The sequence below is a fragment of the Streptomyces sp. NPDC055103 genome (genome assembly GCF_053607625.1).
Genome location: NZ_JBSGTX010000075.1, coordinates 1 through 19,053 on the forward strand (window position 1 = coordinate 1; position 19,053 = coordinate 19,053).

Below are 19,053 nucleotides of genomic sequence, written 5' to 3' on the forward strand. Positions count from 1 at the left end.
CCGCCCTGACAGCCCTCCGAGCCCGAGTGGCCGCCCAAAGCAGCAGCCCCGACAGCAAGATCAAAGCGACAGGTTAATGATCGGCAGGCCCTTAGCCCGTTTGCGCTATGGAAAAGGCGAGACGGGGGGAGCGCAGGCTGAAATGGCTCGGCACGGCCTTCCTGGCCAGTCGAGGCGAGGACCGTCCTCTCCGTCGCCCGAAGGGACAATGTGGTGCGTGCGTTTCTTCGTCTTTCCATCCCCATGGTGAGCGCCTTCGCCCTGCTCACCGTCAACCCGGTTCTCGTGCCGCCGGCCGGTGCCGCCCCCGTTGACATCGTCTGTGCGCTCGGCAGCCAGTCCAACACGTACACGCCGCCGATGACCAACACGCCCCAGCTGCTCACCGCCCACGTCTCCGAGAACTGCAGCTGTGGTTCGGTCCTCACACCCGTGAGCAGCGCGAGCGGCACGGCGACCATCGAGTTCACCGCCGGGTGTCTCGTCACCACGCTGCCGCTGGTCAGTGACGAGCTCACCTACACCTGGAACACCGGGCAGAGCTCGGTCGTGCTGTTCAACAACACCACCGAGGTGCGTGCCGCCAACGGCACGGCCACCATCACCTCCGTCGGCACGGTCACCGCCGGTCTCGGTCAGGGCAGCGTGGCCACCCGCGTGGTCGTCCTGCCCGCCCTCAGCGCCACCGCCTGTGCCACCACCGGCGTATCCGCCCAGACCGGCACCGCGTCTCTCACCATCAACTGATGCCGTGCGCTGAGCGTCTCGGGCGGTCAGTGAAGCCGTGAAAGGCCGCCTTCGTCCGTGGACGGCGAGACCCGCGGGTCTCGCCGTCGGGCACGGCACCAGATGGTCGTGTGTGTTCACGGAACGGTCTTCCCATGGCCCTGCGGTGAATTCATGTCCACCGTGCCCGTCGCGGCTTCGGGATGCCGTGTGAATTCCCTGTGTCCGCGCCCCGTGGGAACGGCACCGCCTCGACGGCCCGACGCCCGGCGTGCGCCCGGCCGGGAGAGGTGGTTGCGGCCGGAGCTGCTGACCGGCGTCCGGGAGCTGGTCGCCATCGAGGTGGTCGACGCCGCCGGACAGGCCGTTGCGCTCCCCATGGGGACGGAGCCCGCCGGTGTGCTCACCTACAGCGCGGACGGCCGGGTCTCGGCGCGCCTGGTGGACCCGCGCTGTCGGGTGGCCGGGGCCCGCCGGCCGCAGCCCGGCGACGTCGATCCGGCGAATGCGGCCAGGACCCCTCGACTCACGTGGCGCAGAGCGGCGTGGCGGGGGGAGAAAGCGCGAGGGAGGCTCCGGGTTCCCGCCCGAGGCGGGGCGCACCCTCACGGCTCGTCGCGCGCGGCGAGCACCGTGAGGACGTCGTGGGTGTCGAGGGCGCTCAGAACGCGGTCCACGTACGGGGCGCAGGGTTCGGGCAGCCGGGTCCGCGGCCACCAGCGCAGTTCCTTACACAGGGAGGGCTCCGCGTTGGTGATGCTGCCGCTGAATCCGGAGGCGGTGAAGAACAGTTGCAGCCAGCCCCGGCCGTGGTCGGGGCCGGTGTGGTGCAGGATGTGGCAGAGCGTCAGGTCGTTGCGGCGTATGTCGATGGCGAGTTCCTCGCGTGCCTCGCGCGCCACGCCGGACAGGACCGATTCGTTGTGTTCGAGCCGTCCGGCCGGGAAATACCAGTGGCCGTTGGCCCACGAGGTGTTGTGGCGCAGGCCTAGGAGGACATGCTCGCCGCGGATCAGCACAAGGTTTACGCCGATGATGAAACGATGCTGCATAAAGGGCCTTTGTCACCTGGTCGGCCGGCGTACGCGGAAACGCGTCGGCCGAGTGTTGCCTACGGTGTGTGAGGGCGGGTCATGGAGAGGGGGCGCCGCGTCGCGAGGAGGCGAGGGGATTCCGTGATGACGCGGAGGGTCCGTCGGACGCGATGGTTGCCAGGATGGCAGTCTGCTTTCGGCCGGAAAAGGGGACCGACGACATGTCCTCGTTGAAAGCGCGCTGGTGTTGAAAAACGGCGAAGCGGAAGGGCTGTCGTCCGGCTCGGACTCCGAGCCGGACTCCGTGCCGGACTCCGTGCCGGACTCCGTGCCGGACTCCGTGCCGGACTCCGTGCCGGACTCCGAGCCGGACTCGGATTCGGACTCTGGCTCGGAGTCCGGTTGATCAGCCGGCGGCTTCGCACTTCCGTCGCGGGAGCAGTGTGCGCGACGACACCGAGCGGCTGATCATGGTGAGAGGCCCGAGTCCCCCAAGCGCGTCCTGCACGGCCCGGGCCAGGTGGCCGGGGGCGCTGCGCGCCGGGACGAGGGCGATGGTGGTGGCCGATTCGATGAGGCCGGGACCGAGGTGGTCGAGGCGGTTGATGATCCGCGTGCGCTGGGCGGGGGCGCATGCCCGCGCGAGGCGGGCGCTGTCCGCGTCGGCGGGGTCCCCGAGCACAAGGGCCACGTCCGCGCCCGCACTCGCGACGGCAGCCGCCGCCGTGCGGTCCGAGGAGCGGTGGCAGAGGGCGTCGAAGTGATGCCCGCGCAGGAGCGGGAAGCGCTCCCGTAAAGCGGCGACGACGGGCATGGCCTCCTCGGAGGGGAGTCCGGGCTGGACCACGAACGAGACCCTTTCCGGGTGGGGAACGTCGAGCATGGCGGCCTGGTGCTCGCTGTGGACGACGACGGCGTGCTCCTGCACTTCGGCCTGGAGGGCCGCCGAGGCGACTGTGCCGTCCCCGATCAGGACGACGGTGTCACCCCGCTCCGCGTAGGTTTGCGCGTCCGCCTCGGACATGGCTGCCGCAGGGCACTGCGGGGCATGGCTCCGTGGCGGCGGAGGCGCGGGCCGGCCACCCCGCGCCGGGGAGGGCAGCAGCGCGGCCGTGCCGCCGGTGGGGGAGGAGGGTCCGGCACACGGGCACGGGCGGTCGGTCTCGGCTACGACCAGCCGCCGCGAGCGCAGGGTCCGGCACCACCGCGCCACCGCGTCCGACGCGAGGGGCGCTTCGTCCCGGGGCGCGCCGACGGCGAATCCGACGACCTGGCCGGTGCGGTCCACGTAGGAGACGGTGTACACCTCCGCTGTCCCGCTGCCCTGACCGTCGTCGACCGACAGCGGTGCGCGGCGTACCTTTCCGCCGCGGCGACGCAGGTCTGCGGCGATCACATCGCCGGCGTGGCACAGGAATCGGCCTCGTCCCGGCAACGTGAAGTCGCGGGCCACCACGATCTCGCCCGCGGGAACGGTCGAGGAGGGGAACGTACGGAGTTGCAGACTGCGGTTCATGGGTGACCTTTCGCCGACCGGGGGTTGAACGAGGGTAGGTCCGAGGACGCGGGCGAGCGCGGGCCGTTCGGGCTCGGGGCCCAGCGTGATGAGTACTGGGCGGGGCGAGTGGTGTGAACCGGCTTCCGACCGTGACGCCTCCAGCCGTGGCCGTGGCCGTGGCCGTGGCCGTGGCCGTGGCGCGGGCGGCGTGCGGGGAGGGGACGGCTGGGGCCGCACGGCCGCACGGCTACGGCCGTGGTTCGCCGCCCACCGGTATGGAGGTCCGGCCGCCGCTCGCGTCGAGCGGGACGTCGCCGAGCGCGTCCGCCGCGGCAGCCGAGGGCCGGTCCTGGCCCGTTCCGCCTTCGTGCCACGCTGCCCTGGGACCCACGCCACTCCCCCCCCGCGACGCGTCCTGTCCCGATCCCGCCGCAGTTCGTCCGCATGCTTGCCACCCACATCGAGAGGTTCGGCGTGGAGCCGGACGGCCGCCTGTTCCGGAACCGGGAAGGGAACTATGTGGAGGCATCGGCCTACGGCCTGACGTGGTCGCGGGCCAGGAAGCAGGCCTTGACGCGCATGGAGCTTGCCTCAGGCCTGGCCAAGCGGCCGTATGACCTCCGCCATGCCGGCATCTCCTTCTGGCTGTACTCCGGTGTGGATCCGGCCGAATGCGCTCGCAGAGCCGGTCAGAGCATCGAGGTCCTCTTCCGCTTCTACGCCAAGTTCCTGGACGGCGTTCGAGAGCAGGCGAACCGTCTCATCGAGCAGTCCATGGAGGAATGGGACCGTGTCAGCCGGGGTGCCACCCCCTCAGTCGGACCGGACTTGGACCGGAAATAGACCGGAAGAGCTGATCAGGAGTGGAATAGCAGTGGGAGGAACTGGGATTTACACCGCATAACCCTTCTCACGCCAGCCGGCGCGGCCAGCGGGCGCCTACCTGGGCAAAAGACCAGTTCAGGCGCCCTTTTTCGTGCCCCTAGAAGAAGTCGAGCTTCTTCGGCGAGTACGACACGAGGAGATTCTTCGTCTGCTGGTAGTGGTCCAGCATCATGCGGTGGGTCTCGCGGCCGATGCCCGACTGCTTGTAGCCGCCGAAGGCCGCGTGGGCGGAGTTTGATGAAAGTCCGTAGATGCGGAAGGTGGCTGACCAGGCATGATGACGGACTTGGAGTGGCTTGCTCACTGGTTGCAGCGGGCTCCGGCCCTCTCAGGGGAGATTCTGGAGCGGCTTACTGAACACCTGACCGAGAGCGAGGAGGAGTGATCACCAGGTCTGTGCCGTCACTCCGAGCCGGCGAGGCTGGAAGCCTGCTCGGGCAGCAGGCCACGGAGATGGCCGAAGACCCAGGTGTCGACGGCGTTGGGGTAGCTGTTGATCCAGTCCGTTGGGGGCGGGTCGTGCGGTTCAGCCAGGCCGTGGCACCACTGCGAGATGATGTTGTCGCCGAGCGCGAGGTCCGTCACGGCGGCGCGCAGCTTGACGATGTGCTGAAGGATGCGGTCGCGGTCCGCGGACCAGACGGCGCCGATTGAGGCGCCTTCGTGGGCGATCCAGTTCCGGGCCTGCCTGGCCTGGTGCAGGGTGTCCATGTCCATGGTCTGGCCCATCGCGTGGGCGGCAAGGCTGTGCAGGGTGCCGCCCAGCAGCTTGTCGGCGGGGACCGAGGCGACGGCCTCTTCGAAGGTCACGGCTGGGTCGGCTTGGTGGGCGGTGATCAGGTTGCCGACACGGAGCACGTACTGGCACTTGTCCTCATAGGCGTTCGCGAGGTGCAGCGCCCGGCCCACCGAGAGGAACAGTGCATCGAGCAGCTCCGGTTCCCGGTGCTTCAGGAGGCTCAGTGACCAGCTCATGCCCGTCACGTTAGCGCGCGGCTTCGGTCGTTGCGGTCCTTTTCCGGCGGACGGCTACTTGCCGCGGGCGATGTCGATCTGGAGTTGCATTTCTCGGTCGACGGCCATCACGGCCTTCTCTACGAGCTCCTCGAAGGGTTCGAACGCGTCCTCGATGGCGGCATACTCGTGTACCAGCTCGTGCTTGTCGGTGATGGACTCCAGGGCGGAGATCCGACTCCTCCACTGCTCCATGTCTGCCTTGGAGTACTGGTACTTCTTCCGGCGGACCTGTTCGAGGGTCGGGTTGGCGGCAAGGTTCGCCTGCACGAGACGCATGGCATCGCCGCGCACGGGGTGCGGAACCCCAAGGTTGTCCTCGATGAACGTGAGACCGTCGGCGATTTCGTCCAGCCGGGCAGCGAGGCGGCCGACGGTGGATCGGCGCCGTGACAGCAGTTCCCCGATTCTTGCCGCACCGGCCGATGACCGAACCGCCCCGGAAGGACCCCGCCTGCCCAGACCTGTGCCAGGGCCCTTGCCAGGGCGGACGTCTGCGTAAAGCCCGCCCCGGTCCGATCGTCTTATCGCTCGGCGAAGTGATGGCCGGGAAAGTCTGGTTGAGGCCGCCGCATCACAACCCCTTTATGCAACAACTGCACCACCGGTATCTGCGGCACCCGATCCGACCCCAGAACGGTGGCGTGAACTGAGCGAGATAGGGCCCTGTACGCCGCCCACTACTCCCGTCAGTCGTGGCCACCCCGCCACGCGGGGACCTTGGGGTCATGAGCACCCTTCTGGCGCGCTGGATCCTGGACCCCGTCACGAGCTGGCAGGCCCTTCACGACGTCATGGAAAGTCGGGGCACCACGTCGTTCGACGTCGCTTGGAGGCGTCGCCGCGTCGCCCGCTTCCCCGATGAGGCGACCTACCTGCACCACGGACACCAGCCCGAGGAAACCTCCGTTCCCCCCGCTCCCGGCTCACACTGATCAACCGCACGTTCGAAACCGGGTGGGGTGAATCCAGCCGAATTCTCTGAACCTCGGTAGCGTGACCGTATTCACGCCACCTTTCACGAAGCTCCAGTCGCCCGGGACAGTCTTTGGTCAGAATCAGGCGGTCAAGTCCGTCCGACCCCGGGGAAGAAGATGCCGGACTCCATGGAGATCGCTGTACTCGGCGGAGCTCTGCCTGCCACCCTGACCTTCGTCTACCAGCGTCTGGAACACCTGCTCAGTTCTCGCCGCACAAAGCCCGAACAGGACCTCGTCGTCCCTGACGTCCTCACCGGCACCCTCCAGCTGCCGCTGACCGCCGACGAGGACCGACTCCAGGCCCGAAATGCCGAACTGCAGATGCTCCACGACATCCTCGTCAGGTACGCCGACGGAAGCACAGCCATTCGGCCCGAGGACGAGACGCTGATGCGGAACCTGGGCATGCTGCGCGCCGCCCTGGAAGACATCTACGGCCAGCGCCTGACCTTCGTGGGAGAAGACCGCCCTGCCTCCGGCCCCTTCGTGACCCAGAAACTGGGCACCCTCACCGGCGAGGCCACCGGCATGGACGCCGACTACATCGTCGGCACGGCGCAGGTCGACCAGGAAGCCGAACGGGTCGAGGCGGGCGCCAAGCTCATCGGGATGAAAGCGCGCCGGATCGGCGAATAACCCACGTACGGCCTGCCGCTGCGCAGCCGTGCCGCGGCACACAACCGCCTGTCTGGAAAGGCTGAGCGTTGACGTCGAACGAACCGCCCGCCCCGCAGCCCGAACCCGCCACGCCCCCTCCCGCGACAGAGCCCGCTCCCGCCGCCGATGGTCTCGCACCAGGCCCGGACGACGCCTCTCCTGGCCTGCCGCAGCCACCCGCGGCAGCAAGCGGACCCTCGGACGACCTGAACGCCCCCGCCGGCCCGCCCGGCGCCGGCACCGCTTCTGACCGCGCAGATCGAAGCGATGAGAACACCGGCGACCCCTCGGCCACAGGCGCCGAGCAGGACCTTCACACCACCATGACGGCCGATGTCATGCAGCACGTCGCCAGCAACCACGGCACCATGATCGGCATCCAGAACATCAGCGAGATCCAGCGACTGCGCGGTACCGCGCTGACCGAGCCCTGGATCAGGGACTGCCTGGCCTACTACGTCCCCGACGAGGACGCCACCACAACCCTGTCCGGTCTTCTCGACCGATACCGCGTTGCGGTCATCCACGGCTCTGCCGGCACCGGTCGCTATTCCACCGCCCTGCACACCCTCGACCAGCACACGGTGCCGACGATCCGGCAGGTCAAGCGAGGGATCGACGAAAAGGTGGAACTCGAAGGGCTCAAGGACGACAAGACCGGCTGGATTCTCGATCTGAGACACGAGACCAAGCCCCTGCCGATGGGCTTCGGGCTGGAGCTGCGTGAAGCAGAACAGCATCTGAAGGACACCTCCTCATTCCTTATCGTCGTCATCGACACGAAGACCTGGTCCGCCGTCGCCGGCGAGGCCTCCCAGATCGCACACCTTCTGCGCCCCGCCGATCCCATCGCGGTCGCCCGTACCTACCTCGAACGCCACAACCCCCCGATCGGCGAAGCCGACGCCCTGCTCGCCGACGGCAACATCATCGACCTCCTCCAGGGCACCACACCGGCCAAAGCCCTCGAGTGGGCCCGCACCATCGCCGCAGCCGTCACACTCAACCGCGCAGCTCCCGAACCGCGGACCCTTCAACAGCTCGTCTCCTTGGTGACCGAGTCCGCCAGAAAATGGCGCCCCGACCTCCTTGCGTGGCACAAAAAACACACCGACAGCGGCCACCGCAACTACCTCCTTGCCGCCGCCGTCCTCGACGAAGCGCCCGCACGACGCGTCTACGAGGCCTACACCGCACTCGGATCGGCTCTCCAGGACGCCCCCACTCCCACCCACGGCCAGCACGGCCCCGGCATCATCGAGCTCACCGACATCATCGGCGCCGACCTCGTCGACGACGACCGCGTCCGCTTCCTCAAACCCGGCTACACCGAAGCAGTGGTCGACTACTTCTGGGCCGACCGCCCCCACCACGTCGAAGCGTTCACCCGCTGGACCGCCGACCAGGCCGCCACGCTGCCCGCAGATCTCGCCACGCGGCTGGCCGACCGTGTCAGCCAGTGGACCACCCGCATCACACTGGCCAAGCAGGACCTCACCGTCCTGCGCGCCACCGCCACCCACTGGGCGGCAACCGGACACCTTGAGGACCACGCCACAGACCTACTCGTCGCAGCAGCCCTCCACCCCGTCACTGGGAAACTCGCCCGTGACCGATACCTGACATGGGCCAAAGCACCTGACACCCTCACCGCGGGAAAAAAGCTTTACACCCCGGCTCCTCTCAAACGGGCGCTCGCCGCCGCGATGGCGCAGCTCGCTCCCGCCTATCCCGAGATCGCCCTCAAGCGGCTCGCCACACTCGCCTCCTGCACCGAAAGCCCGGAAGTAACCCAGGCCGTCGGCGATGCCCTGATGGCACTGTGGGGCCAGGACACCTTCGAGGACAGCATCCGCACCAGACTGACCGATTGGTTCACCAGCAGCCAGCCCCACAAGGTTCAGGCCGCCTGCCGCACCTTCCTCCAGATCGCCGAACGCTCCAACGACGACGGCCTCCCCGTGCTGCTGACTCCACACGCCGCTTCCTGGGCACTGACCGGCTGGCGCCATGCGCTCGACATGCCCCGCCCGCAGATCCAGGCCGCCATCGCCATCTGGCTCGACGCCGCCCTGGCCCATCCGCCCCTGCGCCCGCTCGTTTTCGACACATTCACCGACGCTCTCTTCCGCGCCGGCTCCAGCCGCATCTACCTGCCCGAAAGGTTTCTCGCCCTCCAGCACGCGGCCTTTGCCTGGGAACCCGCCCACAGCGGCCCGCAGCCCCCCACCGACCGTGCACTTCTGCGTGAGGAGCTCGTGCAAGCCATGCTCCGAGCCGACCCGGCCGCTCAGGCCCCCGAACCCTCAGATGCGCTGGATCCGTAACAGGGCCGGCTGGCCCCCGCCCCGAGAGGGCCGCATCGACACCGTCTGCCCTGTCCCCACCACGATCGCCGGCCACCCCTTCACACTCACCCTCACCGGGACGTGGGAAGAAATCTCCTCGCCCCGCCCCCACCACAACCCCTCCGACGCCGCGATCCATCACGCCCTGACCGTCGTCCGCAGCATCACCTCCGCCCTCACCCCCGCCGACTCCCTCTTCGCCGCATCCCGCATCAACACCGTTCTCGGCCAACCCACAGACATTCCCCACGTCCCCGTCAGGATCGCCTGGGCACACGCAGACCTCACCTGCGAACCCGAAGCCCTGAGCGCCACCGCCAGACTGCAGCGAACCCAGCACGAAGAAGAACAGCGCCAAGCCGAGCAGGACCGTCACCTCAGCCGGGCCCGCGCACTGCAGACCACGCTGATGAGCGACCCTTCCCTGGCCATGGCCTACTGGTTCGCCACCGCTCCGGACACCATCGACGAAAAGACCCTTCCCCGCCTCGAGGAACTCCACGAACGCATCGCCGCTTACGCACCCCAAAACCGATGGGTCCTGCTCGCCCGCATCCTTCACACCTTCATCGAAAACCTGTCCGACGAAGCCAGAAGGCACCTGATCGAGACCGCAGCCGGCTTCACCGACCGCTACGGCCGCCCCGACACAGCCGAGGCGATCCGAAGACTGAACGAGCAACCGGACAACTGCAAGGCCGCCCCGCTTGCCGCCCGCCCCCCGCTGTGACAACACGGGGGCTTGGAGGATTTCGGGATCCCACGGAGTGCGACAATCTGGCCGTGTCTGAGGAGTTGTCGCGCTGGTATCGAGGCCGCCTGGTCGTGGGGCCGTTCAGGCTGTTCGAGGTCGGTGAAGTTCAAGGTCTCGAACGGGAGATCGGGCTGCCACTGCCGTCTTCCTATCGCTCGTTCCTGGAGGCGGCGGGCGGGGAGAGCCTCACCTACTCGGTGCGATTGCCTGCTTGCGACCCGGAGCCGTTCCAGAGTTTCGGCGACCTCTATCAGCTCGGCCGTGACGACGATGGCGAATACGGCTGGGGCACCCTGCTCGGCGAGTACCGCCGCAGCCGTGATGGGTGGCTCGCCCATGAGGTCTCACTGGTCGGCCTTCTCCCGATCGCCCGCAACGGCGGGAGCGACACCCTGTTCCTGGACCTGAACCCGACCACTCACGGCGAGGGCCAAGGCGCCGGTGATGAACTCGGCGAGGGCCGCGCGCGAGGTGAGGGTGGCTACGCGCCCGCGACCAGTGGTCAGCGCCCATGAACCCGGCCGAGTCGGGCGTGTAGCGATCCAGTTCCGCAGGTGGGAGGCTCAGGTGCTGTCAGGCCGGGCCTGGGCCAGAAGCTCGCGCACGATACGCCGCCAGCGGCGGGAGTCCTCGGTGGAGGAGCGATGCTTGCCGTCAGGGTCCCACTTCTCCAGTTCCCGGAGTTCGTCGGCGAGCCCTTCAAGATGGGCGGGGTCGTAGCCGCCACGGCCGGGTTCCAACTGTTGGGCGATGTCATGGAGTCTGTGGGCAGCTCGGTAGTGGGCGAGTTGCGGGTCCGTCAGGCGGCGGATCGCGTAGCCCGAGCACTTCCCGCACCAGTCGAAATCCTTGCCGCTGAGCAGGTCCGCAAGGGTGAGCAGATCGTCGCCGGCGACGACGCCGCGTTCACGGGTGTGGGAGCAGAACGGTGAGTGTCCCTTCCCCTGGAACCGAGGGTCGGCGTTGACCGCGTACACCTGGACGTCCGCGAGAACACCTAGAGGGATGCCGCTACCGCCAGACGTCCACCCGTCGGCTTCGGGCGCCTCGAACGGCTCCAGGTCCACGTCCCGCCCGGAAGCGAGGAGTCCGTTCCAGACCGCCCTGGGGAGACCGCGGGAGCGCCCGGCCCGGTCGTACCCGGCGTCGAGACTTCGAAGGTCCCGGACACCACGGGCCACCGCCAGCAGGCGCAGATTGCGCTCCCGCTCTCGTGCCTCGTCACCGAAAACGAGCCACGCGGCCCGCTGGGCCCCCGAGTTCAGGCCGAGCTCTTGGCCGAACAGTGGGTCGTCAGTGGTGCGCAGGCGCTCCGGCCACCATCCGTTCTGGTCGTCGGGCCTCTGGCCGACCTCTTCCGACCACGGCTCGATCAGGGCAGCCGGCAGGTCTGTCGAGCCGGCGACGAGAACACCCCGCCAACCATGGGTGGCGCGCCGCTCGAGCTCCGGGAAGGGCAGGACCTCCGTCCCGCCGTCCGTGGAGAACACGATGTACAACTCGCCCTCGGCGTCGCCTACCGAGCGCAGCAGCCGCAAGTGGTCCGCGGTGAGGGGAATGCGGCGGCGCACGCTCGTGTCGTCGAGGACGCCGGGCGCCAGATGGCTTGTGCCGGTCATGGCGGCGACGGTCTTGGGCGCGACAGCCTCGGGTGAGGCGGAGACGAGCTCGCAGGGCAGGCGTGAAGAGCGGCTGAGGAGCTGATCGGCAATGAGCTGCGGCACGGAGATGGTGAGCCGACGGCGGCCCCAGTCCGCGCCCGTGAGATGAGTGAGGAGGATGCCGATCGTCCAGTCGTCGAGATCGGCCAGCAGACCCGTCTCCCGCCCCTGGGATCGGTACGTCTCATCTTCCTGGATCTCTGGAAGGTGCGCGGTCAGCACCACCATCGCTCCGTTGCCGGCGGCATCGGAGATCCGGCGTGCCTCGTTCTCCCAGGACGCCAGCAACCGTCCCACCGCTGCGCGGGCTTCGGCGTATCCCTTGCGGCTGCGGCGCATACCGTGCACGGCTCCGTAGGCGAGCAAGGCGTGGTCGGAGAGATCCCAGCTGCCGCGGGCTCGGCTCTGCCAGCCGAACCACATCGCGCGGAGCCGCCTGGCTACCTCCGTGCTGTCGCCCATGGAGGCGAAGGCACTGTCACCGGAGGGCAGATCGGGTTCCTCCATGCGCACGGCAGCCGCCACAGCCAGGAGCCCTCGGGGAGTGACAAACAGAGCGGCCTGCTCGCGGAGCGTCTCGATGAACTGTTCCTTCAGGGCCATCTGCGGTCGGACCCATTCGGTGAGCCAGGGGAACGAAGCGACCGCCACTTGTGCAAGGTACAGACTTCGCGCTGCACCCCGCCACGCGGAGATCACCGCTTCCCGCACGTGCTCGGCATCGCTGCGAGCCTCCCGGTCATCGTCGCTCCGCTCCTCGTCCTCGTTCTCGTCCTCATCGACGACGGGTGCGGCGTGCAGTGCTTCGGCAGCGCGTTCGACCTGCTCTTGGCCCATCGGGTCGTCCGGGTCCGCCTGGACGTACCGCTGGAGCTGGTGGAGGAGACCGACGCCTCCCATTGCGCGCAGGAACAACCCGACGCCGGTGTCGGAACGGCCCCAGTCGCCGTACTGCGCGCAGAGGGAGCACATCCGGCCGACGGTGTCGGAGTTCAGTGGTACCTCGGACATCACGACCCCTTCGGCGCGCAGCCGGGTACATGCGCGACGGGCGTGCAGCTTGGACCCCTTTCCCTTCGCCGGGTAGACGGGCACGGGGTGGTCGTGGAACGGGCCGAGCGGGACATCGGCGGTCAGAGCAGAGTCGAGCACGTAACTCCCCTATCAGGCCGGTCAGTCAAGGCTTGCGAGCCTAGCGGGGGGTACTGACACGTAGGTCTGCTAGGACGATTCCGCCCGGGTGGGCCTTGTCGATCCTGGCCCTGATGCGGGGTCGGATCGGGGCGTTGGAGCCCGGTCCTGACCCACACCGAGTCCGGCGACCGGGCCCGCATGTTCCCCGGGGGCCGAGCCGCGTCAGAAGTCCGTACGGACGCGGTTCGCGGGCGTCAGGATCTCGTCAGGGGCCGACGTGGGAGGCCGGGGTCCGGGCAATGTCTCCGAGGACGTGCCGGAGCGCGCTCAGGCGCCCGGCAGGTCACCTGCCCGTTCGAGATTCCCCAAGGAGTCCCTCGTGTGTCTGTTCCGGTACGACGACGATCCCGAGCCCGAAGAACCCCGCCCGGCCGGACCCCTGTATGTCCCTGTCCGGCCGGGAGCTCGGGCGACGGCGGTCCGCGTCTTCCACACGCCGCTCGGCGACCGTACGGCCGTCGGCTTCACCAGCGCGGAGCGGTTGACCGCCACGCTCGGCACGGCACAGCCGTGGATCAGGCTTTCCGAGGCGGTCCTGCGCGCGCTGGCCGGGCCGCTCGGAGTGGACAAGCTCACCGTCGACCCGGTGCTGACCGCCCCCTCGGTCGGCAGTCTCCAGGACTCGGCCCCGTCGTCACGGAAGCCGCAGAGGCCGTCCGGTCGGGAGAACGAGCGCCCGGCCCGTACCGCCTGACCACGCCGGACGTCTGGACCGCATTGCTCCGGGTCAGCCGACGTGGACGCGCGGGCGTCGGTCCCGGTCCGGTTCCGCCTCGCGCAGGATCTCGCGGGTCGTGGGGGCGACCTCGCCACGGCCGAGGAGGAAGAAGCGGAAGAAGTTGGCGAAGGGGTTGCCCTCGGTCCACTCGAAGTAGATGTGCGGCCGGACGCCGGTCAGGTCGCGGGAGTGAAGGAGCAGGGCGGCGAGGGCGTTCGGTACCGAGGACGACTCGACCGTGAGCACCCGGAAGCGGTCGTGGAGGACCTCGCCCTTCACCGTCAGGCCGGCCTCGAACTCGGAGGGGTCGGTGACGGTGACCTCGACGAAGACGAAGTCCTCGGTGCCGGGGATGTCGTTGTCGGCGCGGATCTGGTCCTTCTTCGCGCGGTACTCGTCGGCGTCCCGGTTGCCGGGCTCATTGGCGATGAAGCGGGGCGTGCGGCGGGAGATGTCCTGGATGAACCGCTGGGCCATGTCGTCGAGCTCGACGTGGGTGACGCGGAGCTCGAAGGCGCGGCCGAGGCGGGAGAGGAGCGAGATGAGGATGATGCCGGCGATGAAGCAGGCGCCGATCTTCACGCCGTCGGGGCGTTCGATGACGTTGAGGACGGTCGTGTAGAGGAAGACGGCCGAGATGATCCCGAAGCCGATCGTCCAGCCCTTCTGACCGGCCTTCCGGGCGGCGATCGTCACGGCGATGGCGGCCGAGCAGATCAGGACGAGGACACCGGTGGCGTACGCGCCGCCCTGGGCGTCGACGTCGGCGTCGAAGATCCACGTGACGAGGAACGCGACCAGGGTGAAGACGATGACCATCGGGCGGACGGCACGGGCCCAGTGCGGGGCCATGCCGTACTTCGGCAGGTAGCGCGGCATGAGGTTGAGCAGGCCGGCCATGGCGGAGGCGCCCGCGAACCACAGGATGGCGATGGTGGAGACGTCGTAGACCGTGCCGAAGGTGTTGCCCAGGTACTCGTGGGCGAGGTAGGCGAGGGCGCGGCCGTTGGCCTTGCCGCCGGGCTCGAACTCCTCATGGGGGATCAGGACGGTGGTGATGAAGCTCGTGCAGATCAGGAAGACGCTCATGATCAGCGCGGCGGTGGTCAGGAGCTTCTTGGTGTCGCGGATCCGGCCGGCGGGGTTCCGCTCGGTGTCGTCCGGGTCGCCCTTGACGTGCGGCATGACGGCGACGCCGGTCTCGAAGCCGGAGAGGCCGAGCGCGAGCTTGGGGAAGACGAGGAGGGCGACGCCGACCATGGCGATGACGTTGCCGTGTTCCTGGGTGAGGGCGGCGGTCCAGTCGGTGACGACGTGCCCCTCGGTGAGGACATGCCACAGACCGGTGATCACGACGGCCACGTTCAGGGAGAGGTAGATGCCGACGAGGACGACGGCGACGCCGATGGCCTCCAGGAACCCCTTGAGGAACACCGCGCCCAGCAGTGCGATCAGCACGAGCGTGATGACCAGCTGCTTGTCGTGGAGGGCTTCTTCGAGATGAGGGTTCTCGACGAGGTGGGTGGAGGCGTCCGCGGCGGAGAGCGTGATGGTGATGAGGAAGTCGGTCGCCGCGAAGCCGAGCAGCGTCAGGACGAACAGCTTGCCCTTCCAGAAGGACAGCAGCCGCGACAGCATGGCGATCGAGCCCTCGCCGTGCGGGGACTCCTCCGCCACCCGCCGGTAGACCGGCAGGGCGCCGGCGAGGGTGACGATGACGAGGACGATGGTGGCGATCGGGGAGAGCAGGCCGGCGGCGAGGGCGGCGATGCCCGGCTGGTAGCCGAGGGTCGAGAAGTAGTCGACACCTGTCAGGCACATGACCCGGTACCAGGGCTGGCCCTTGTGCCCGGCGTCCGACGCCGCCTCCTTGGGCCGGGAGGGTTTGCCCTTGCCCATGTCGGACAGGCCCTCCAGCATCCACGCGCGCAAACGTCCGGTGCGCGCGTCCGGTGTGGTGGCCATGGGGTACTCCTGAGCTGACTGGATGCGGGGTATCCGTCCACACGTGCGGACGGCCGAGTCAGCGTAAGCAACGCGTTAACCAGTGATCGGAGCGGGCGCGTCAGGAAAGCGTCAAGATGCGCCGGTCGGGCTCATCCTCAGCGCCCATCGGCCGAGGGAGCGGCTTCTGTGCCGGTACCCGCTCGGGGAGCCGAATGCAGCGCGACGGTCCCCCCCCCGGGGAACCCTCGGGTATGCGGTGACCAGCGGCTTCGTGTCAAGAACGTGTGAAGAGCGGGGCGCGTGGCGCTAAGAACGTGCCAGGACGTGCGGGAACTCCGCCGACCGGGGGACACCCTGAGCGGACCTGAGTACGAAGGAGAGACCCGCATGTCCGCTCTGACCACCGAGAACGGGGCCACGCCCGTCGCCGAGGAGCCTCCGGATACCGACGCGCGTCACAGGCTGACCGCCGTCACCGGGCTGGCCGCCCTGTCGCTGGACGCGATGGCCTCGGTGGCGTACGGCCCCGAGGCCATCGTCCTCGTCCTCGCCGCCGCCGGCGGGTACGGTCTCGGCTTCACGCTCCCTGTCACGCTGGCCATCGCGGGCCTGCTCGCCGTCCTCGTGGCCTCGTACCGGCAGGTCATCGCCGCCTTCCCGGACGGAGGCGGCTCGTACGCCGTGGCCAAGACGCACCTCGGCCGCCGGACGAGCCTCGTGGCCGCCGGGTCCCTGGTCCTCGACTACGTCCTGAACGTGGCCGTCGCCGTGACGGCCGGTACCGCCGCCCTCACCTCGGCGTTCCCCGGGCTCTACGGGGACCGCTTGTGGATCTGCCTCGCTGTCCTCGCCCTGATCACGGGCGTGAACCTGCGGGGGATCGTCGAGTCGGCGCGCGCGTTCATCGTCCCGACCGCCGTGTTCATCGGAGCGATCCTGATCCTGATCGCCGTCGGCCTGTTCCGTGACGGACCGGTCTCCACGGCGGCCTCGGACGGTCACGCCTCCGTCCTCGCCGACAACGCCACCACCGTCGGCGCCCTGCTCCTGCTCAAGGCCTTCGCATCAGGCTGCTCGGCCCTCACCGGCGTCGAGGCGATAGCCAACGCCGTGCCCTCCTTCCGCGCCCCCGCCGCCCGCCGCGCCATGCGGGCCGAGGTCGCGCTCGGCGCGCTGCTCGGCGTGATGCTGATCGGACTGGCCGTCCTGATCTCCCGCTTCGGCCTCCAGCCGGTCGAGGGCGTCACCGTCCTCGCCCAGCTCGCCGACGCCTCCCTCGGCCACAACGCGGCCTTCTACGTCATCCAGTTCGCCACCATGGTGCTGCTCGCGCTCTCTGCCAACACCTCCTTCGGAGGCCTGCCCGTCCTCCTGAAGCTCCTCGCCCGCGACAACTACCTGCCGCACGTCTTCGGACTGAAGGCCGACCGCCAGGTCCACCGCCACGGCGTCGTCTGGCTGGCCGTCGTATCCGCCGGGCTCCTCGTGTTCTCCGGCGGCGACACCAACACCCTCGTCCCGCTCTTCGCCATCGGAGTCTTCGTCGGCTTCACCATCGCCCAGACCGGCATGGTCCTGCACTGGCGCCGCGAGCACGGACCGAGGTGGGCCGGGAAGGCTCTGCTGAACGGCCTCGGCGCCGTCCTCACCGGTGTCTCCGCGGTCGTCGTCACGGCCACCAAGTTCCACGACGGCGCCTGGCTGATCGTGATCGCCCTGCCCCTGCTCGTGGCCCTCTTCGAGGTCGTGCACCGGGCGTACGGGCAGATCGGCGAGCGTCTCGGAGTCGGCCGGATCCCGGAGTCCCCGCACCGCGAGCGTTCCCTCGTCCTGGTGCCCGTCTCCTCGTTGACCCGGCTGACCAGTGAGGCGCTGACCGCCGCCGTGTCCCTCGGCGACGAGGTCCGCGCCCTCACGGTCTGCCACCCCGATCCCGAGGACCAGGTGGCCACCGAGGCTCTGGAGCGCGACTGGGCCCTGTGGAACCCGGGCGTGCCCCTCGTACGGCTCCTTTCCGAGCGGCGCTCCCTCGGCCGGCCCATCACCGCCTACGTACGAGGTCTGGCAGAGGTCGAGCCCGGCACCCGGGTCACCGTCCTCATCCCGGAAGCCGAGCCCGAGCGCCTGTGGCAGCGGGCGCTGCAGAACCAGCGGGGCGCGGTCGTCGCCCACGCCGTGCGCCGGGACACGGACGCCGTCGTCTGCCGACTGCGCTTCCGCTGCTGACCGCGCCATCAGCGATACGTCAAGAACTCCTCCGCCCGGTGCCGTCCACCCAGCATCGGGCGGAGGCTTGACGTATCGGGGGAGAACGAGTGACCGGATCCTGCGAGGTGGACGATGAAGATTCCGCTTCGGGGCGGCACCGCCGTCGTCGCCGGAGTGCTGGCACCCTTTGCCGCCGCTCTCGCGCTGATGCCGCTGCGGACGTCCGTCACACACACCAATCTCGCGTTGCTGCTCGTCCTCGTGGTCGTCGCTGTCGCGGCGCTCGGCAACCGGTTCGCCGGCGCGCTCGCCGCCCTCTCGGCCGCCGCGTGGTTCGACTTCCTTCTCACCCAGCCGTACCAGAGCTTCCACATCGAGGACCGGGCCGAGGTCGAGACCGCCGTCCTGCTCCTGGTGGTCGGCCTGGTCGTGTCCCAGTTGGCCGCGCGGGAACGAACGATGAAGCGGGTGGCGATCACGGACGCCGCGTACCTGGAACGGCTGCACGGCACGACCCGGCTGGCACGGTTCAGCACCTCGCCCGATGAGATGGTCCGACGGGTGCGGCAGCAGCTGGTCGACGTGCTTGAGCTGCGGGAGTGCCGCTTCGAGTACGGGTCACTGATCGGGCGTCCACCCCGGCTCGAACCGGACGGAACAGTGAAGGTGGCCGGTTGGATCTGGGACCTGGAGCTCCAGGGCTGGCCGGACGGCGAGATCGAACTACGCGCCACGGCCCACGGGCGGTACCAGGGCCGATTCCTGCTGACCCCCGCACCTGGCTCCGTACCGCCGCCCCTGGAAGCGCGCCTGGTCGCCGTCGACCTGGCGGCTCAGGCAGCCGCCGCGCTGGACGAGGGCGGAGTCAGCGCAGGCCGGAGACCGTGAAGACGGAGCGGGCGGTGTGCCGCTCGACGTGTCGCGCGAGCCGGTCCAGGTCGCCCACGGCGGAGAGAGTGCCGTTCACGTGGGACTTGCGCGCATCGGCTTCGAGGATCAGCCAGAGGGCCGGGTTGGCAAGGAGGACGCGTACGTCGACGTGTGCCTCGACGCCGTCCGTGTCGGTCAGCACGAGGCGTTGCTCGATCCCGTCGGGCCAGCGGACGGCCGCCAGCCGGTCCGTGCGCACGACCGTGCGCGTCCACAGTCCCCGGACGGTCAGCCGGCCCGGCTCCACCGCGGCCCTGGCGGGCAGCAGCACCACGAAGAACAGGGCGGACAGGCCGATCCACAGGCATGTGCCAAGCAGCGACAGCCCGTCGTCCCCGGCGTCCACGGCCAGGGACACCGCCAGCAGAAGGCCCGCGCAGCCGACGGCTGCGCGGGCGTCCCCGGCCCACTCGCGGTCGTCGCCGACACGGGCTTCGGGCTTCGGCTGAGGGGTGTGTCCTGATGTCATGGGACGGACGCTAGAACCGCGGTAGGACGT

Annotated in this window: 17 protein-coding genes and 3 pseudogenes; 11 read left to right on the forward strand and 9 right to left on the reverse strand. The window is 69.1% G+C overall.

What is annotated here, in order from left to right; translation table 11 throughout:
* A pseudogene (locus tag ACWFR1_RS33450) lies at window positions 1–67 on the reverse strand (hypothetical protein); the annotation flags it as partial.
* Between the two features lie 176 nt (window positions 68–243).
* Between ACWFR1_RS33450 and ACWFR1_RS33455 the strand changes: the two are divergent.
* The gene (locus ACWFR1_RS33455; RefSeq protein WP_453557909.1) at window positions 244–747 is read left to right on the forward strand and encodes a hypothetical protein; all 504 of its coding nucleotides are present in this window, start codon (window positions 244–246) and stop codon (window positions 745–747) included.
* 153 nt (window positions 748–900) lie between these two features.
* Window positions 901–1,176, forward strand: a pseudogene (locus ACWFR1_RS33460) (lipocalin-like domain-containing protein); the annotation flags it as partial.
* Between the two features lie 155 nt (window positions 1,177–1,331).
* Here ACWFR1_RS33460 and ACWFR1_RS33465 read toward each other — a convergent pair.
* Together ACWFR1_RS33465 and ACWFR1_RS33470 are read right to left on the reverse strand one after the other, a co-directional pair.
* Complete coding sequence (locus ACWFR1_RS33465; protein ID WP_453557911.1) at window positions 1,332–1,778, reverse strand: NUDIX domain-containing protein; 447 nt, start codon at window positions 1,776–1,778, stop codon at window positions 1,332–1,334.
* A 388-nt stretch (window positions 1,779–2,166) separates the two neighbouring features.
* Window positions 2,167–3,276, reverse strand: coding sequence for a hypothetical protein (locus ACWFR1_RS33470; RefSeq protein ID WP_453557913.1), 1,110 nt, complete (start codon window positions 3,274–3,276; stop codon window positions 2,167–2,169).
* Between the two features lie 426 nt (window positions 3,277–3,702).
* On the opposite strand from ACWFR1_RS33470, the gene ACWFR1_RS33475 reads away from it, so the two are divergent.
* Window positions 3,703–4,101 carry a hypothetical protein gene (locus ACWFR1_RS33475; RefSeq protein ID WP_453557915.1) on the forward strand — a complete coding sequence of 133 codons (399 nt, stop codon included), beginning with the start codon at window positions 3,703–3,705 and terminating at the stop codon, window positions 4,099–4,101.
* A 139-nt stretch (window positions 4,102–4,240) separates the two neighbouring features.
* Here ACWFR1_RS33475 and ACWFR1_RS33480 read toward each other — a convergent pair.
* From ACWFR1_RS33480 to ACWFR1_RS33490, 3 genes and pseudogenes are all read right to left on the reverse strand, one after another.
* Window positions 4,241–4,375 (reverse strand): annotated as a pseudogene (locus tag ACWFR1_RS33480) (aldehyde dehydrogenase family protein); the annotation flags it as partial.
* A gap of 170 nt (window positions 4,376–4,545) precedes the next feature.
* Complete coding sequence (locus tag ACWFR1_RS33485; protein WP_453557917.1) at window positions 4,546–5,118, reverse strand: hypothetical protein; 573 nt, start codon at window positions 5,116–5,118, stop codon at window positions 4,546–4,548.
* Window positions 5,119–5,172: 54 nt separating this feature from the next.
* Window positions 5,173–5,427 (reverse strand): hypothetical protein, encoded by a 255-nt coding sequence (locus ACWFR1_RS33490; RefSeq protein ID WP_453557919.1) that lies wholly within the window; start codon window positions 5,425–5,427, stop codon window positions 5,173–5,175.
* Between the two features lie 458 nt (window positions 5,428–5,885).
* On the opposite strand from ACWFR1_RS33490, the gene ACWFR1_RS33495 reads away from it, so the two are divergent.
* The 5 genes from ACWFR1_RS33495 (at window position 5,886) to ACWFR1_RS33515 (ending at window position 10,411) form a co-directional block, all read left to right on the forward strand.
* Entirely contained in the window at window positions 5,886–6,092 is a 207-nt protein-coding gene (locus tag ACWFR1_RS33495; protein ID WP_453557921.1) for a hypothetical protein, read from the forward strand.
* A 171-nt stretch (window positions 6,093–6,263) separates the two neighbouring features.
* Window positions 6,264–6,773: a hypothetical protein gene (locus ACWFR1_RS33500; protein WP_453557923.1), complete on the forward strand. Its 510-nt coding sequence runs from the start codon at window positions 6,264–6,266 to the stop codon at window positions 6,771–6,773.
* 344 nt (window positions 6,774–7,117) lie between these two features.
* Entirely contained in the window at window positions 7,118–9,121 is a 2,004-nt protein-coding gene (locus ACWFR1_RS33505; RefSeq protein ID WP_453557925.1) for a hypothetical protein, read from the forward strand.
* A complete protein-coding gene (locus tag ACWFR1_RS33510; protein WP_453557927.1) occupies window positions 9,105–9,872 on the forward strand; it encodes a hypothetical protein in 768 nt (255 codons plus the stop codon). Before ACWFR1_RS33505 ends, ACWFR1_RS33510 begins: the two co-directional genes overlap by 17 nt.
* 53 nt (window positions 9,873–9,925) lie before the next feature.
* The gene (locus ACWFR1_RS33515; RefSeq protein ID WP_453557928.1) at window positions 9,926–10,411 is read left to right on the forward strand and encodes an SMI1/KNR4 family protein; all 486 of its coding nucleotides are present in this window, start codon (window positions 9,926–9,928) and stop codon (window positions 10,409–10,411) included.
* Between the two features lie 48 nt (window positions 10,412–10,459).
* On the opposite strand, the gene ACWFR1_RS33520 is transcribed toward ACWFR1_RS33515, so the two are convergent.
* A complete protein-coding gene (locus ACWFR1_RS33520; RefSeq protein WP_453557930.1) occupies window positions 10,460–12,709 on the reverse strand; it encodes a hypothetical protein in 2,250 nt (749 codons plus the stop codon).
* A 361-nt stretch (window positions 12,710–13,070) separates the two neighbouring features.
* Here ACWFR1_RS33520 and ACWFR1_RS33525 point away from each other — a divergent pair, with 361 nt between their 5' ends.
* A complete protein-coding gene (locus ACWFR1_RS33525) occupies window positions 13,071–13,445 on the forward strand; it encodes an SAV_915 family protein (protein ID WP_453557932.1) in 375 nt (124 codons plus the stop codon).
* A 33-nt stretch (window positions 13,446–13,478) separates the two neighbouring features.
* Here ACWFR1_RS33525 and ACWFR1_RS33530 read toward each other — a convergent pair whose 3' ends face one another.
* The gene (locus ACWFR1_RS33530; protein ID WP_453557934.1) at window positions 13,479–15,434 is read right to left on the reverse strand and encodes an APC family permease; all 1,956 of its coding nucleotides are present in this window, start codon (window positions 15,432–15,434) and stop codon (window positions 13,479–13,481) included.
* Between the two features lie 369 nt (window positions 15,435–15,803).
* Here ACWFR1_RS33530 and ACWFR1_RS33535 point away from each other — a divergent pair, with 369 nt between their 5' ends.
* Both ACWFR1_RS33535 and ACWFR1_RS33540 read left to right on the forward strand, forming a co-directional pair.
* Entirely contained in the window at window positions 15,804–17,642 is a 1,839-nt protein-coding gene (locus tag ACWFR1_RS33535; RefSeq protein WP_453557936.1) for an APC family permease, read from the forward strand.
* A 114-nt stretch (window positions 17,643–17,756) separates the two neighbouring features.
* Window positions 17,757–18,512: a DUF4118 domain-containing protein gene (locus ACWFR1_RS33540; RefSeq protein ID WP_453557938.1), complete on the forward strand. Its 756-nt coding sequence runs from the start codon at window positions 17,757–17,759 to the stop codon at window positions 18,510–18,512.
* On the opposite strand, the gene ACWFR1_RS33545 is transcribed toward ACWFR1_RS33540, so the two are convergent.
* On the reverse strand, window positions 18,490–19,023 hold the full coding sequence (locus ACWFR1_RS33545) for a hypothetical protein (protein ID WP_453557940.1): 534 nt from the start codon (window positions 19,021–19,023) through the stop codon (window positions 18,490–18,492). The genes ACWFR1_RS33540 and ACWFR1_RS33545 overlap by 23 nt on opposite strands.
* Between the last annotated feature and the right edge of the window lie 30 nt (window positions 19,024–19,053).